General features: G+C 45.4%; 19 protein-coding genes. 15 read left to right on the forward strand and 4 right to left on the reverse strand.

Features of this window, described 5'->3' with window-relative positions; all coding sequences use genetic code 11:
* The 9 genes from GI364_RS24290 (at nt 1) to GI364_RS24330 (ending at nt 6,572) form a co-directional block, all read left to right on the forward strand.
* Entirely contained in the window at nt 1–759 is a 759-nt protein-coding gene (locus GI364_RS24290; RefSeq protein WP_198854240.1) for a ParA family protein, read from the forward strand.
* A complete protein-coding gene (locus GI364_RS24295) occupies nt 752–1,042 on the forward strand; it encodes a hypothetical protein (RefSeq protein WP_198854241.1) in 291 nt (96 codons plus the stop codon). Before GI364_RS24290 ends, GI364_RS24295 begins: the two co-directional genes overlap by 8 nt.
* Nucleotides 1,043–1,090: 48 nt before the next feature.
* Complete coding sequence (locus GI364_RS24300) at nt 1,091–2,131, forward strand: hypothetical protein (RefSeq protein WP_198854242.1); 1,041 nt, start codon at nt 1,091–1,093, stop codon at nt 2,129–2,131.
* Between the two features lie 103 nt (nt 2,132–2,234).
* The gene (locus tag GI364_RS24305) at nt 2,235–2,480 is read left to right on the forward strand and encodes a hypothetical protein (protein ID WP_198854243.1); all 246 of its coding nucleotides are present in this window, start codon (nt 2,235–2,237) and stop codon (nt 2,478–2,480) included.
* A 359-nt stretch (nt 2,481–2,839) separates the two neighbouring features.
* Entirely contained in the window at nt 2,840–3,796 is a 957-nt protein-coding gene (locus tag GI364_RS24310) for a replication protein (RefSeq protein WP_198854244.1), read from the forward strand.
* A complete protein-coding gene (locus GI364_RS24315; RefSeq protein WP_233096226.1) occupies nt 3,753–4,565 on the forward strand; it encodes an ATP-binding protein in 813 nt (270 codons plus the stop codon). Before GI364_RS24310 ends, GI364_RS24315 begins: the two co-directional genes overlap by 44 nt.
* Before the next feature lie 244 nt (nt 4,566–4,809).
* Entirely contained in the window at nt 4,810–5,709 is a 900-nt protein-coding gene (locus tag GI364_RS24320) for a DUF3102 domain-containing protein (RefSeq protein ID WP_198854246.1), read from the forward strand.
* A complete protein-coding gene (locus GI364_RS24325; RefSeq protein WP_198854247.1) occupies nt 5,694–6,092 on the forward strand; it encodes an ORF6C domain-containing protein in 399 nt (132 codons plus the stop codon). The genes GI364_RS24320 and GI364_RS24325 overlap by 16 nt, the downstream gene beginning before the upstream one ends.
* 27 nt (nt 6,093–6,119) lie before the next feature.
* Nucleotides 6,120–6,572, forward strand: coding sequence for a hypothetical protein (locus tag GI364_RS24330; RefSeq protein WP_198854248.1), 453 nt, complete (start codon nt 6,120–6,122; stop codon nt 6,570–6,572).
* Here GI364_RS24330 and GI364_RS24335 read toward each other — a convergent pair.
* A complete protein-coding gene (locus tag GI364_RS24335) occupies nt 6,569–9,544 on the reverse strand; it encodes a Tn3 family transposase (protein ID WP_198854249.1) in 2,976 nt (991 codons plus the stop codon). The two genes, GI364_RS24330 and GI364_RS24335, sit on opposite strands and share 4 nt — an antisense overlap.
* A gap of 250 nt (nt 9,545–9,794) precedes the next feature.
* On the opposite strand from GI364_RS24335, the gene GI364_RS24340 reads away from it, so the two are divergent.
* From GI364_RS24340 to GI364_RS25580, 3 genes are all read left to right on the forward strand, one after another.
* A complete protein-coding gene (locus GI364_RS24340) occupies nt 9,795–10,361 on the forward strand; it encodes a site-specific integrase (RefSeq protein ID WP_198854250.1) in 567 nt (188 codons plus the stop codon).
* Between the two features lie 80 nt (nt 10,362–10,441).
* Entirely contained in the window at nt 10,442–10,762 is a 321-nt protein-coding gene (locus GI364_RS24345; RefSeq protein ID WP_198854251.1) for a YnfA family protein, read from the forward strand.
* 55 nt (nt 10,763–10,817) lie between these two features.
* Nucleotides 10,818–11,276: a putative iron-sulfur cluster-binding metallochaperone gene (locus GI364_RS25580; RefSeq protein WP_198854252.1), complete on the forward strand. Its 459-nt coding sequence runs from the start codon at nt 10,818–10,820 to the stop codon at nt 11,274–11,276.
* Nucleotides 11,277–11,574: 298 nt separating this feature from the next.
* Here GI364_RS25580 and GI364_RS24355 read toward each other — a convergent pair whose 3' ends face one another.
* Together GI364_RS24355 and GI364_RS24360 are read right to left on the reverse strand one after the other, a co-directional pair.
* Nucleotides 11,575–12,216: a cation efflux transmembrane domain-containing protein gene (locus GI364_RS24355; protein WP_198854253.1), complete on the reverse strand. Its 642-nt coding sequence runs from the start codon at nt 12,214–12,216 to the stop codon at nt 11,575–11,577.
* A complete protein-coding gene (locus GI364_RS24360) occupies nt 12,188–12,562 on the reverse strand; it encodes an ArsR/SmtB family transcription factor (RefSeq protein WP_198854254.1) in 375 nt (124 codons plus the stop codon). The genes GI364_RS24355 and GI364_RS24360 overlap by 29 nt, the downstream gene beginning before the upstream one ends.
* Nucleotides 12,563–12,719: 157 nt before the next feature.
* On the opposite strand from GI364_RS24360, the gene GI364_RS24365 reads away from it, so the two are divergent.
* From GI364_RS24365 to GI364_RS25585, 3 genes are all read left to right on the forward strand, one after another.
* Nucleotides 12,720–13,112 carry an ArsR/SmtB family transcription factor gene (locus tag GI364_RS24365; RefSeq protein ID WP_233096221.1) on the forward strand — a complete coding sequence of 131 codons (393 nt, stop codon included), beginning with the start codon at nt 12,720–12,722 and terminating at the stop codon, nt 13,110–13,112.
* Nucleotides 13,105–14,061: a cation diffusion facilitator family transporter gene (locus tag GI364_RS24370; protein WP_198854256.1), complete on the forward strand. Its 957-nt coding sequence runs from the start codon at nt 13,105–13,107 to the stop codon at nt 14,059–14,061. Before GI364_RS24365 ends, GI364_RS24370 begins: the two co-directional genes overlap by 8 nt.
* 121 nt (nt 14,062–14,182) lie before the next feature.
* Complete coding sequence (locus tag GI364_RS25585; protein WP_198854292.1) at nt 14,183–14,377, forward strand: DUF4158 domain-containing protein; 195 nt, start codon at nt 14,183–14,185, stop codon at nt 14,375–14,377.
* Here the strand turns inward: GI364_RS25585 and GI364_RS24380 are convergent.
* Entirely contained in the window at nt 14,325–14,732 is a 408-nt protein-coding gene (locus tag GI364_RS24380; RefSeq protein ID WP_198854257.1) for a hypothetical protein, read from the reverse strand. The genes GI364_RS25585 and GI364_RS24380 overlap by 53 nt on opposite strands.
* Between the last annotated feature and the right edge of the window lie 12 nt (nt 14,733–14,744).

Here is a 14,744-nt window from a genome sequence, read left to right on the forward strand (position 1 = left end):
GTGACGAAGGTCATATCAATAGCAGTGCAAAAAGGCGGCAGCGGCAAGACCACTTCTGCCGGTGTGATTGCGTATCTTTTGAGTCAGAAATTTAAAGTCCTAGCCATTGATTTAGACAGCCAGGGTAATCTCACAGAACTTCTTACGCAACGGGATATATATGACTTTCATGAACAAACCGTGTTAGAAGCCATGCAGGGTAAAGATGCATCAGAATACATACATACGGTCTCCGAGTCTCTGGACATGCTGACAGCGGATGATTTGTTGGCCACTTTTAGTCGATGGTTATATACAGAGTATAAAGGCAATCGCTCCCTCATTTTACGAGAAACCCTTCAACCAATTGTCAGCCGGTACGACTATGTGATTATTGACACCCCTCCTGCATTAGGAGACCAGACGATTAATGCTTTGGCTGCTAGTGATGCAGTACTTATCATGTTTGAAACGTCTCAGTTCTGTTATTCGGCATTGGGCCGGTTTATTGAGACTGCAGAGCATGTGCAGAAGATGGTCAATCCCAATTTGAAAATAGCCGGGATATTGAGAGCAATAATTGACAAGCGAAGAGTGGATTCAAAGGCACTCTCTGAACTGGTAGAAGAAGAGTATCCAGACTTAGTATTTAAGTCCATCGTCACGCGTAAAGCGGCCACCGGACGTCTAAGCATTCAGGGATTCAACGGTAACACTGAAATTAATGATGCCGTTAGGCAATATAAGTATGTAGTAAAGGAGCTGCTGCAACGTGTCTAATCGCATGGAGGAACTTAAAAATAAATCGAAGCGTAAAGCAACGTCTAGCCCCTACAGTCTTATAGACGATTCTGGCGAAACTAATCAACACTTAGGTGACGAAAACGTATCCCGAAACGTAAACGTACACAAGAGGCGAAAGAAGTTTGAAGAACGATATAGCCGAGCGACTCTTTATATTGAAAATGACCTTTTGGAGCTTCTAAATGAGGTATCTGGAGTTGAAAAGGGAGAAAAAACGCGCATTGTAAATGATGCTTTGAGAAAATATCTAAAAGTGTAAACGTATACGTAAACGTTGATATAACGTAATGGGATAAGAGGTGTAGGAATGCCCAAACGTTCTGAGTTTTGGTTTGATTCCAATGGTCTGAATCTAAACGCAGCTCATTCTGTTAACAGTGCAGCTCATGTTGAAGCTATTACTGCTTTCTTACTTTCAGCTGAAAGTCTTGTTCCCGAGATGCTGGAGGAGTTACGTGATATATCCCCTTTTTATACACCAACAGTGGGGAGAACACTGTGGTCCTGGTGGCCGCCAGAAGAATGGTGGAAACTGCTTGCTAAAGTTGATAACGAAGAGTGCCACTGGTTCTATTCGGCTCTTTCCAAGTGGGCGAATAAATATCATTTGGATGAAGACGCAACTGGAACCTTGGCATATTTGCATATGAGTATTCGAGCTATTGGTAGTTATGTTATGGGTGTGATGTGGGAAAATGATTTACCTGCAGAATTCTTTGCAGCTAATGCAAAAATCCCAGAAGAAGTTAATGGGTTTACTGAAGGTAAAATGAGATTGGCACTTCAAAAAGCCCTTATGGCATCTAAAAAGAGCAATCATCCGAAACTGTCGCTTGCCCATGGGATTGACTTTACGCCTGCTTTATCAAGGGCATTTTTCGAAGATCAATATCCTTTTAAGTTTATCCCTACATTTCAGGATGTACGATCCCATATAAAAAAGAGCAATCGACACAAATTGGATTCAGAAGAAGTTATAGCTAGCAGTTTCAGTCCGGAGGCACCGATAAACCAACGCAGACGAGCTGCCTTTGACCCACAACGTGATGATTGGGATGACTTCGAGAACGCTGTTGATGAACTGTTCGAAGACTACAAGCAACAGTACAAGAACCAAATACATGAATGGAGAAGGCAGTCTAAATATGAAGTGGAACGACTAAAAACGAAACGAGAACATTTCGAGTGGTTCGTCCTCTTCCATATCCGTGGGATGAGTTACGAAGAAATCTCTCAATTCTTGTTAGACCAAGACATTGATGGAGATATCGGGGCAGCCCCTGATACCATCAGAAAGCAAATTCCTCTCATCGCTTCCTTACTTGGCATTTCATCTAAACACTTCTGATTTCCGGAATTATCCATGAAACCCTAAATTCCTGAACATGCGCTTCCTACTCCTTATCCTCAAGGTAAGGAGTTTATTTAATTCGCAAAGGAGCGAGATGTTCATGGAAAACCCGATTGTTCGAGTTTGTCGAGAGAAAAACATTTCTTACAAACAGCTGGCTATTTTGACCGGTTGTGACGGTTCATTAATCAGCCAGGCCAAAAACGGAACCTCTAAGAATCTCAAGGGAAAGCTGCTGGCCGGTCTTGTGTCGTTAGGTTATGACGGCGGCCAATTGATTAAGGAATATGACCAGTGGCGCAAGGCTCAAGCGGATGAACTGAAGGCGCAGTTTATAACGGCGTAGGAAAGGGACGAGACAGTACCTTGAAAACATCATAGGTCGGAGCGGACCAGAAAAACGTTAGCGGCTGAGGCACCTTTTCAATCGTACTGGGAGCGATCTAAGGTACCAGGCGGGTCACACCAAAGCAAGCTGCGAAACTCTTATCCTGAAGGTTAGTGACAGGAACTAGAACGATAAGAGATCCCGATACAGAACCGTTTGTCTAATTTATGCGACTTGAGAAAGGAGGATTTGCATGTACAACAAAAAAGCCCCGGTGCGCTCCGGGACTGAATCCGTACAAAAAAGTTCTAAACGTAGTATATCACATTCCATCTGGAATATATGGCTTCTGTTAAAGAAACAAGGAGGCGTGCTCTATGGCCTCGCCACAGCCTACAGATAGCCATACACGCATCAGTAACCAGCTCTACACTCAAATACTCATGCGCGACTTCACAAAGCGTCAGAGGGCTATTCTAGACCTGATTATTCGGCTCTCATACGGATGTGGACACAAAACAGCATCCATACCTCTATGTCGCCACTTCAGTATTTGTGGAGTTCCAGCAAATAAAGTGCGCGGCGAGCTGAACGGCCTTGGAAAGCTTAGGGTTATTGATTGGGACGCTGATATGTATTGGATTAACAAGGATTATGACGAGTGGCTGATTGATCCACCAGATACCGAAGTTGAGAAAGACTTTGCAATGTTGTTGAAAGCTAATATCGGACGTAAACCTGACCAAAACGGTCATGCCCAAAATGGTCAGGATGACCAAAAGGTGCAGGATGATATGACCAAAACGGTCAGCAATTCCGGCCCAAAACGGTCATGTGATTTGCCTTCAATCCCGCGTGACTCTAAGGATGAAGGGGTGCTGATAACTAAGGATAACTATATTGATAAAAAGATCATCAGCATCAGCAACGGGAAGCGTAATCCATCTCATGACTATCTAGTCGAAATGCTCAAGTATGGAAACGACCTGTTTGCTCCATATGGGATATCTCAGGCTACTGCTCACAGCATGGCTGAACTTCTAATGAAAGAAGAGCTGCCTAAAGAGCTTGGCCAGGAGGCACTCAATGTTACTAATCGATTAGGTAAAGACGAGGGATTCGCAGTAAACAAGTTGCGCCGATGGCTGCAAGCGGGAATTAAGGATGTTGAATCAGCTCAACAGCATGAAACTGAGGCCTACGGACCTAAACGAGAAAACCAAGCCAATAGAAACGGAGGTAAGGACCCTTATGGAACAGTTTCAAATCAAAGCGATGATCGAGGACGAGATGGAGAAGATTGGGCTGCAATCGAAGCCGGCTTTTACAAATGATGCTGGAGAAGAATGCTGTGAGTTCTGCCAAAAACCATTACCAAGACATGTACATGAGCTATTCGGTAAGGTGAGGGACTTTGGGTCATCTCACTGCAAGTGTCCAGAAGCTGTGAAGCACAAAGAAAAATACGATAAAGAGCTACAGAGACGTATGGACGAGTACGATGCTGCAGAGCACCGACACCAGATTAGACAGCTCATAAAGCAAAGCATGATTCCTGCTAGATGGCTAGAGCGCGATTTTGAACGCTTCAAGGTTATTGACGAAAACAGAAAGGCATATGAGTTTGCATTAGAGTATGCCAATACCTTTAGTCCTTCTAACGGCCGTGGGATTCTATTGAGTGGACCCGTCGGCGTGGGCAAAACACATCTAGCAGCTGCTATCTCTCTAAAGCTTCTGGAGCAAGAGTTCAGGATCGTATTCGGGACGGTCACTTCATTGCTTGGCCAGATTCGCCATACCTTCGATGATAGCAAGGAACGGGAAGCTGACGTCTTTAACCGCTTGACTCAATGCGACTTACTTGTGATTGATGACATCGGCAAAGAAAAGGTGACGGAGTGGACCGAACAAACCTTGTTTGAAATCATCAACAGCCGTTATGAGAATAACCGAAGTTTGGTGCTGACGAGTAACGTTTCAATCGCTGATATTCGCAAGAGATACCAGAATGTCGGAGACGCGCTAACAAGCCGACTTCTCGAGATGTGCCAGGGAATCAAGATGGACGGTTCCGACTGGAGAAAGAAGGCGGTTGTGTGAGTTGGTGTAGATTATGCAAGGGAGGCGGGATGGTTCCGTACCGCAAATATGTGGAAGGTCAGCCGCTGGACTATATAGCGGCCTGCACATGTAAGGCTGGTGCCCAACTTTCTCACTTGCCTAGTTTGAGAGATGTAATAAAAGACGCGCAGTGTAAGCCGGTAAGAATATAGCTTGAATCCAGTCATCGCATACAGGATGGCTTTTTTAATGCGCTGATCGCGCTCTACAAGGAGGGGTGATATTGGAACAACTGGCTTCGTCAGACCTGCAACAGATAGCTGATGAGATACAGTTCCTGAAGGCTCAGACAGCATTCAGCATGATTGAGATCGGGAAACGGCTGATACGAGTTAAGGAGTCGCTTGAGCATGGCCAGTGGATTGAATGGCTGGATAATCAGGCTCGAATGAATGTCAGAAGCGCTCAGCGTTTTATGAAAGGTGCGCAACTGGCAACCCAAATACGAAATACGACAGCGCTGTCGCATTTGTCTCAGACACAGGTTCTTTCCGTCTTGGATTTAGGTCCTAGTTCTGCAGATGAATTTCTGCAAACACCTCATTCGTTTTCTTCAGGAGAAACAAAGACGGTTGAGCAAATGACGACTCGGGAGACTCAAGAGGCAGTCCGGAAATGGAAGGCTGCTGAACAGCGAGCTAAAGAGATGGAAGAACAAAATGTTTCTCTGATTGAGCGGTCGAGGACCATTCGTGAGGAGAATGAAGAGTTGAAACGGCAGAAGAATCCTGAACCCAAGGTGGTAGAAGTGGCGCCGCCCGATTACCAGGATGTGCTTCAAGAGAACCAAGAAATGAACACTCGTATTGCACAGTTGACTGGTGAAATGGATTCAATACGTGCCGACTATCAACATAAGCTTCAGGACGTCCGGGATGGCGATAGGAAGGCGCAGATGAGAGAACTGAAGAGATTGCTACAGGAACAACTTAAGGCCGTTGGATGGAATCACAGCGCGGCGCTGTTTCTGTATCAGCAACTAGACGGAAACAAGGAAGCGTCTCAGTACCTACACGACTTTCTAAATGACTATGAACAGGTTGTAAGGCAGCAAATAACGGATTGGCACAACGCAATGACTCTAAATACCGAGGAGGAAATCACAGCATGCAAAACAGTCTAGCTTTAATCGATCAGCGAATTGGCAAACTCATTGACTTACACGAGTCCGCAATAGCGCATGTAGATCGTCTCACAGGCAAAATGGACAGTTTTAATGAGCGTATCTCAGGTGTCGAGGATCGCTTGGATCGCTTCACAACCATCGACAGTGGACAGGCTCGGGTGTTGCAGCGTGAAGCTAGCAGACGCATTAGACAACTCCTTCCGGACGAAGAGCAATACAAGGTGAAAAGACCCCAGTATTACTCGTGGTTGTGGCGCACATATCAAGATGCGTTCGGTGTTGCATCCTATCGTGATACGCGCCTGAAGCACTTTGACGCCGCAATTGACTGGCTTCGTGAATGGCGTCCTGTTAGTGCTGCGTCCAATCAAAGTGCATAACAAGCGACAACGGAAGGAGCATCCGTTATGAATCAACCGAAGACATTTAACCCATACGTGCACCTGGTGAAGCTCGGGAGGGTATTAGAGAGCCATACGGTGGCGTCAAACGTTGCTAAGAACAGTCCTGAATTCGTTCTGAAGCACATTGCCCTGATTGAGCAACACTTACAATTCAGGCCAATTGCAGAGTTTCTAAGCGTGTTCCCACTGCGCAAGCGATATGCCGATGATGGAACCTGGAACTATTTCGTAGCACAAGAGATGTTACAAAGAGACACGGGTACCCATTTCGGACGCGACGACTTCAACAACCTGATTATGTGCGACTGTTTCGCAAGTCCGTACCTATCAAGAATCGGATTTGCTTATATGGTGGCAGTCGGAGCAATGCACAAGAAGGGGTACCGCCAACAAAATGACGCAAAACCCACGCTAAGACAATTTATGGATTTAAATATCCGATTTTTTCTACGCTAAGTTTCTTTCTCTCGGGTTCTAAGCGGTCGTAATGCATTCTCGCTAGTCGGTGGATTTGTATTGAAAGTGTACTCTCCAAGAAAATTGATGTGCTCCCATCCTAATGGGGAAATGTGATTTAGGAGTTCTTCGCTAAGTATCCCTTTCTTCGTTTGGAATTCTGTAGCCTTAGTCAAATAGAGGGTATTCCATACGCTAATCGCATTAATCAAGATATTTAATGCACTCGCGCGCTGGAGTTGATCTTGTAAGGCTCTCTCACGTAGTTCCCCATGTTTCCCAAAGAAGATGGCTCTGGCCAATGCGTTCATCGCCTCACCTTTATTTAGCCCTCGGTGAATTCTTCGTCTCATGGATTCGCTTGAAACGTAATCCAAAATGAAAATCGTCTTTTCGATCCGCCCCATCTCACGAAGTGCAGTAGCTAAACGATTTTGCCGCGAGTATGAACCGAGTTTACCCATGATGAGTGATGCCGAGACCGTGCCGTCTCGAATTGAATGTGCCAATCGCAGCACATCGTCATAATTTTCCCGAATGACTTTTGTATTGATTTGACCGCGCAACAGTTTCTCTAGTTTGGAGAATTCATTCGCTTTACCAATTGTGTACAATCTAGAATCGGCCAAGTCCCGCAGTCGAGGGGCAAATCGGAATCCGAGTAAATGTGTTAGACCGAAGACTTGGTCAGTATATCCGGCAGTATCGGTATAGTGTTCTTCTATTGCCAAATCCGTCTCATGGTGCAAAAGTCCGTCGATAACATGTACTGCATCTCTGGAGTTCGTGTTAATCACTTTCGTATAAAAACTAGAAAACTGATCGCTTACAAATCGATAAATCGTAGCCCCTTTTCCGGTACCATAGTGCGGATTGGCATCTGCATGAAGCGCGGCCACACCAATCTGGACGCGCATTCCGTCCGAAGAGGACGTCGTACCGTCGCCCCAATAAGAAGGCAGGGTCAGGCGATGGTGAAAATTAACCAAAACAGCCTGTGCTTTGTTCATTGCGTCTTCGTAAAGTCGCCATTGTGCGGTATTGGCCATCTGCCGATATGAAATACCGGGTGTAGCTTCAGCCATCTTGGTGAGCCCAACGTTTGTTCCCATCGCCATAAGAGTGGCCAGAATCACCCTGGTTTCTTCTTCGTTAGGCGGGCGGTTTGTTGAAGCATGAACAAACTGTTCTTGAAAGCCAGTCCACCTAGCTACATCCATCAGAAGATCAGTTAATTTAATGCGTGGCAGCAATTCGTATAATGACACGCTAAAGTCCCTGGCTTCAGTTGGAACATCTCTTTCCAAGCGATTAATGTGGAGTTTCCCGTTCTCCAGGTTTATCCCTTCCAACTCATCGACATTCGAGGATACCCATTCCAAGCGTTTCGATAGCGATTCCATCCGTTCTTCTATGTATTCATCGGCCGACATGCTAACAGCCAATTTTGTCTGATTTAGCTTAATCTGCTCCCAATCTTCTTTGGAAACGAGGTATTCATCAAAATCCTTATGCTGGCGGCTTCCAACAATGGAGACATCACCGGACCGAATATAGTTTCGCAATTCCGTGAGAACCGCCATTTCATAATAATGCCGGTTAATGGTTCCGTCATCGTCATAGACATGGCTTTGCCAGCGATTCGACACAAACTCAAGGGGAGCACCTTCAGGCACCTTACGTTTACCTGTTTCATTCATGTCCCGTACAATCTCGATGGCTTTCATCAAAGGCTCTCCGGACTTGGTTGAGCGAAATTCCAGTGACTGCAGGAGTGTTGGGGTGTATTTACGGAGTGTATAGAACTTTTTTTCAAGTAAATCCAAATAGTCGTAATCAATAGGACGTGCCAAAGTCTTGGCTTCTTCAATAGAGGATACAAGCTTATCCCAAGGCATCACAGTCTCTAGTGCCACGAAAGGATCAATCCCTTCATTGCGCGCTTTTATGAGTGCCTCCCCCAGATTGGCGAACTGAATGACTTTTTCATTGATCGATTTACCATTCTGTTTCTGGATTTCTTCTTGGGCCTTCCGACCCTTAGATAAAAGTGACATGATTTGACGGTCATGAATTTCGAATGCTTGGTCCGTTAAGTCCTGGGTCAATTCAAGTAAATAGGCGATTAAAATAGCGTATTTTTTCGAGGTGTCAAATCGTCTCAGGGAATGTGGTTCGTATCGAGCACCGATTTTGGAAAGTTGGCGTAATCGATTTGGGTGGATTCCCTTTGTATCAATTTTCAACTGTAGCTGTCGGACATACTCGAGCTTCTCAATTACTTTAAGAAATGAATCTGGGGAACTAGTGCCTGGTATGTCATGAAGCCATGCCAGGTACGTTTTACTGCTTTCAGGCATGTGGGATAACGTGTGGTCCAACTTTTCCATCTGCTCAGTTGTTAACGCGGTTACAAGGTGTTTAAAGATCTTTTCTTCGGCTCGTTGTCGGACCTCCCACACGAGTCGCTCTATGATAGTCATTCCAGGGAGAATGACCTTTTGTTTCCTAAACTCTTCTATTACTGCTTGAATTAAATATTCAGCATCTCCGTTCTCCATAGCGCGTCGCAATAGTAATTGAGACACATGGTGGTAATCATGAATTGTAAAATTACGAAAGCCAAACTCCCGTCTAATTTCATTAAGATGCTCATGCTTTGTCTGTTCCCGCTCGGCGTATACGCCCAACTCTTTTGGCGAGACGTCTAATTGTTTGGCAATGTAGTCCACAACGGAATCGGCTATGTGGTGGACATCAGACAATGTCCATCCTGGAAAGCGAAGAACACAAAGTTGCAGTGCGAAGCCTAATTTATTCGAAGCTCTTCGGTGACGTTTAATGATTTCAAGATCATCGGGAGACAACGTAAAATGACTTCCCAACTCGTAGTCGGTGAGATGGTCTGGTATGGACATAAACTCCAAACGTTGTTCTGAAGTCAGTAACTCCCTTGCTCTCCTATTGGGCACGGTTCTTCATCCTTTATTCCGATAGATTTTATTTGTTATACAGTGTCTGAGACCTTCTATGAAAATTGGTAAAGGAACGCTTGACGAATCATACACAATGTACTTTTGTATGATGCGAAGAAGTCGTGCAATCCCTTGCTACGACTGGGTTTATAACCGATTTTTGATGTTTTTACTTCTGTACTATCTACGCCAATCAAACTTATTATATAATAGTATACAGTAAGTATGGTTCGACGGAGGGTCACTTTTGGAATTTGTTCAACCGATTCGCGAGAAAAAACAAATCGATTCTATAAAGAAAATTCTCAAGGCTACAAACTTGAGGGATTATTGCTTGTTCATATTAGGGATTAACTCTGGTCTTCGAATTAGCGACTTACTTAAACTGAACATTCGTGACGTGATGGACGAACGAGGACGAGTGAGAGACCGAGTTTCTATTCGGGAAACTAAAACAGGTAAAACCAAGGACTTTCCGGTTGGAGATACAGCACGTAAAGCCATCGTCGAATATTTGGGTACTCGGGCTTATACTTTAGATGATCCCTTGTTTTTGTCCAGGAAGGGCGGCCAAGCTCTGAAGAGGCAGCAAGCCTACAAGATCATTAACGATGCAGCCAGAGCAGTAGGCATTAAAGAAAACATTGGTACACATACGCTTCGGAAGACTTTTGGGTACCATGCGTATCAAGCAGGCGTCAGCTTAGCTGTGCTTCAGAAGCTATTCAATCATTCCGCTCCAAGTGTCACCCTGTCATACATCGGCATTACCCAGGATGAATTGGATGACGTGTACCTGAATCTGAATCTTTAGCCGTATATTTATGCGGTTTGCCCACCGCCTTCCCTATGGGACAAACGAGAAGAATGCAATAAGGAATTGGAGATACCAAAATGGTAATTCGAGCTATATTTCTGTTTGTCTTGGCTGGTTTAGCCGAGATTAGTGGCGGGTATCTTATTTGGCAATGGCTGAAGAACGGGAAGTCACTTTGGGTCGGCATTATTGGAGCAGTTGTGATGATTTTGTACGGTGTGATTGCTACCCGTCAAGAATTTTCGTTCGGCAAAACATACGCTGCCTATGGTGGGATTTTCATAGCGATGGCGGTACTCTGGGGCTGGTTCATTGATAAGCGGTTTCCTGACTGGAGCGAATGGCTTGGTGCAGGGATTTGTCTTGTGGGTGTGGCTGTCATGTTGATGAAAAGGTAGCCCCTTGTTGCACAAACTATAATGGATGTAAGAAATAGTTAAAGGGGAATCGAAAATGGATGATTGTTGTGCTATTCCAACCCCCTCGAGGGATAACAATTTTCTTTGTCCCGAATGTAAACAAAAGGGTAAAGCCGTTGAAATAATTACGCTAAAAGCGTTACTCATACCCTCAGCTTTAGAAACAATTGATCCCCAGTCCTCCTATGGGTTTTGCCACAATCATTCGTGCGACATCGTTTACTTTTCCGATAATCAGAAGTTTCGAAGGCAAGACGTGAAAGTGCCAGTTTTTCAGAAGGATGCTGGATTGGATGTACCGGTTTGCTACTGCTTTGGATGGACTAGACAACGACTAGAACAGGCTGTCCAACAGCAGAAGCAGCCAAGCAACCACGTCAGTGAACAGGTTCAAGCAAATCGTTGTGGATGCGAGGTCAACAATCCCCAAGGAAGCTGCTGCTTAGGGAATGTTACGGCATATGTTCGTAGTCTTGGCAAAGCCAGCGTCTGAGAATATCAAGTAGGACGCCTTTTGTAGATCAGAATCTTGAACAAAGCGGACGCATTATCCCTGTAAAGTTGTACTTGTCCAAGCGTAAATACTCTTATTTTCCACCTTCTGTGTTTTGGGACTAAGGTTAATTCAGGGGTACCGACAACAAAACGCGGATTTACAACGCTAGAAGTGGGCGAATATGTATATATCCTAGATTACTCAGTTTTAGTATTAGCGAGACCCTAACGCCCATTCATAGATGACATCGAGTCCCGCCGTAAAACAGTAATTGAAAGACATCATATACCTTGAATCAATGGCAACAACAGCAAGTATCCTCGACGCCACGTGCCTCTTGAATCGCCTCAATGCCTTCTTTCACAACAAAGTACACCAATGCCAATCCAGCCAAGGCATTAAGCCACCACCAGCCGACCAAAGCGGTCAAAATAAGTCCGACAATTAGCGTCCAAGCCATGTACGCACATACGATACTACAGGAACCATCCGCCCGAAGTGCCTTGCTGCCGATTTCCGTACCAATTCTCTTTTTCGCACGCGACAAGTACGGCATGATAATTCCCGAAGCGATTGCAAGTGCGAGCCCAAGCATGCTTGATTCCGAACCGGAACGTGTCCACAGGTCGTATGCGGCTGAAACAACGATATAAACTGCCAGAGCAATTAAGGCAACTCCAACAACCCATGAAGCCCTCTTCTCGGCTTGCTTTACACGTGCAAGGCTTGCGCCACTTGACTCAACATAAAGCCGCCAGAGGAGTATTGCACTTGCTACAAGTTCAATGATGCTATCAGCCCCAAACGCTGTAAGTGCCAACGAATGTGCAGCAATTCCAGCTCCGATTGCTACTGCCGCTTCAACAATCATCCAAAGGATGCTGACAATCTCAATGTTAATTCCCTTTTTAACCTGCAAAGCTTGAACTGACAACATTTTCTCCCCCTTGGCCATGCTGCACTGTATTCAAAATTAGAGACCCCGCTGGTGACAGTCTGTAATAGACGAGTTTCCCCTCTTTCCGATACGTTGCGAGTTCGGCATTTTTAAGCCGCCGAAGGTGATGCGATGCGTTCTGAACGGTCATATCAAGTAGTGCTGCAACCTCACAGACACATAGTTCATCCTGAGCCAGTGCATAGGCCACTTGGAGACGTGTGGCATCCGCTAATGCCTTGAAAACCAAAGACGGATAATCGATTTCTGGTATGGCAGAGCGAAGCCTCTCCACCTTAGACATATCCACGCATTCGACTTGACACATGTCGCGTTTAATCATCATTTTTCACCTTCATTCAAATGTCTGTTTGAATATAGTATGCCACGAATGTGACACACCCACAATTGGTATCGGGTAAATGTCATGTTTGCATAGCGGCGCTCGATGCTTATAATGACTATATGAGTATATGTTCATGTTGATAAATGAGGTGAGTGTTGTGGCAACACAATTACAAAAGGATTGTTGTGATGAGCTATCGGTACATTCGGATGCCGTTGCGGATTGTATGCCTACACAGCTTAGTGAATCTGCGGTCCAAAGTTTAGTGGACTCATTTAAGGCATTGGCAGATCCGACACGAATCCGTATGCTGCACAACCTGACCCGACGAGAACTCTGTGTTTGTGACTTGGCGGAGGTATTGGGCATGACACAATCGGCTGTTTCGCATCAGCTGCGGTATTTGCGGACGTTGCGAATTGTAAAGAGCCGAAGAGATGGAAATACGGTGTACTACACCTGTGACGATGCCCACATCGTAGGCTTATTACAAATGGGAATTGATCATATTTCTCACGTAGAACGTGATGAGGAGAGAGTGTATGAGTAGCCATAATCATAGTCCTGACCACGGTCATGATCACGACCATGGAGATGTATTTCACAGCCATGCGCCTGCTGGTAAAATGAAAACGGCTTTCTTCTTGACAGTAGTGATTTTGGCTGCCGAGGTAGTTGGTGGTTTACTGTCGCATAGCTTGGCTCTGCTAGCAGACGCCGGACACGTTTTAACAGACATTGCTGCCATCGGACTTTCTTGGTTTGCCTTAAAGCAGGCAGAAAAGCCATCTAATCAAAAAATGACATACGGCTACCACAGAGCCGGGATTTTAGCTGCGTTCATTAATGGAATGACGCTTATCCTCATTACCATCTGGATTTTGTGGGAAGCCTACGGTAGATTCAACCATCCCGAACATGTTACCCCGACCTGGATGTTCATCAGTGCCGGCATTGGTTTGTTGATGAATTTGTATCTTGGCCTTGGAATGCGAAACGAAGAAAACATCAACGTAAAAAGTGCTGTTTTGCACATGCTGGGGGATGCGGCCGCCTCTGCCGGTGTTATCGTTGGTGGTTTGATTATTATGGTAACGAAGTGGTACGTCATAGACCCTATTTTGAGTGTTCTCATTGCTTTGTTAATTGCCTCAGGGGCATGGAGAATTGTCACGCAAACAGTCGGGATTCTCATGGAAGGTACACCGAAAGGGATCGATTTACCGAAAGTCATTCAAGAAATCAAAGCAGTTACAGGTGTTCATGACGTACATGATGTACACGTATGGGGTATCACGAGCGGAAAAAATGCCATGTCGTGTCATATCGTGTTGGATGGCAGTATGTCTATCAGAGACAGTCAAAAAATTTTACGAGACCTGGAGCATCGCATGGTCCATATGAATATCGGTCATGTGACCGTTCAAACGGAAGATGCAAAACATCCCCATGATAATTCGGAGCTTTGTGCCACGGTGGAAACGGAACATCATCATTAAAGGGGTGTAGTACATGTCAGGAAAGATTATTCGTTATGCAGCCCAACAGATTCACGTGCATCCGCCGTTTTGAACTGCATATGCGACACGTGAGAATACCGGGCGGGACCATCTCAAGGAAATTCGGCACACCTACGAATATCAGCCCTTTTCCATTCAAGTGTATCGGCGAGTATTTCAACGTCTCACGCAGCAGGCATCAGAAAATGATCATGCGCTGGATTTAATCCAATCAGTGATATCGCTGCTCCGACAAGAAAAGGTTATTCTCCCTGCAATGACGACAATTGAACACGTCGCTTGGAGTGCTCGATAATCAAGAGACGCAGTCCGACGAAAGCGGCATAGATGCCGAGAATGAGGAGTAAGCCGCGACTGGACGTATGCAATCCAAGCCATCGTCCCACGATACCCCCGACGAAGGAGAGAATCACAACGCTCCATCTCACTGCGCCAGGTAACTGGAATAGCTGTGGTCTCGCTCCGCGAAAGAACAGCAACGAGGCCAAGAGCATGACCAGTGCGTTGATGACGACGGCCTGCTGAATGCCGAATCCCACCCAAAGCACCAATAGCAATACCAAGAAAATACGGTCGATGGTATTTTTAAGATACGTCGTTACAACCCCCACGATTAAGGCTATTAAGATGACAAGCAACCCATTTGTCATAACGCTGAACCC

It is taken from the genome of Alicyclobacillus sp. SO9 (genome assembly GCF_016406125.1).
In the GTDB taxonomy this organism is placed as follows: Bacteria; Bacillota; Bacilli; order Alicyclobacillales; family Alicyclobacillaceae; genus SO9.

What these genes read in the sequence shown, in the direction of transcription:
- GI364_RS24300 (WP_198854242.1), top strand. Translation starts at nt 1,091, where the DNA reads ATGCCCAAACGTTCTGAGTTTTGGTTTGATTCCAATGGTCTGAATCTA.
- GI364_RS24305 (WP_198854243.1), top strand. Translation starts at nt 2,235, where the DNA reads ATGGAAAACCCGATTGTTCGAGTTTGTCGAGAGAAAAACATTTCTTAC.
- GI364_RS24310 (WP_198854244.1), top strand. Translation starts at nt 2,840, where the DNA reads ATGGCCTCGCCACAGCCTACAGATAGCCATACACGCATCAGTAACCAG.
- GI364_RS24315 (WP_233096226.1), top strand. Translation starts at nt 3,753, where the DNA reads ATGGAGAAGATTGGGCTGCAATCGAAGCCGGCTTTTACAAATGATGCT.
- GI364_RS24325 (WP_198854247.1), top strand. Translation starts at nt 5,694, where the DNA reads ATGCAAAACAGTCTAGCTTTAATCGATCAGCGAATTGGCAAACTCATT.
- GI364_RS24330 (WP_198854248.1), top strand. Translation starts at nt 6,120, where the DNA reads ATGAATCAACCGAAGACATTTAACCCATACGTGCACCTGGTGAAGCTC.
- GI364_RS24345 (WP_198854251.1), top strand. Translation starts at nt 10,442, where the DNA reads ATGGTAATTCGAGCTATATTTCTGTTTGTCTTGGCTGGTTTAGCCGAG.
- GI364_RS25580 (WP_198854252.1), top strand. Translation starts at nt 10,818, where the DNA reads ATGGATGATTGTTGTGCTATTCCAACCCCCTCGAGGGATAACAATTTT.
- GI364_RS24355 (WP_198854253.1), bottom strand. Translation starts at nt 12,216, where the DNA reads ATGTTGTCAGTTCAAGCTTTGCAGGTTAAAAAGGGAATTAACATTGAG.
- GI364_RS24360 (WP_198854254.1), bottom strand. Translation starts at nt 12,562, where the DNA reads ATGATGATTAAACGCGACATGTGTCAAGTCGAATGCGTGGATATGTCT.
- GI364_RS24370 (WP_198854256.1), top strand. Translation starts at nt 13,105, where the DNA reads ATGAGTAGCCATAATCATAGTCCTGACCACGGTCATGATCACGACCAT.
- GI364_RS24380 (WP_198854257.1), bottom strand. Translation starts at nt 14,732, where the DNA reads ATGACAAATGGGTTGCTTGTCATCTTAATAGCCTTAATCGTGGGGGTT.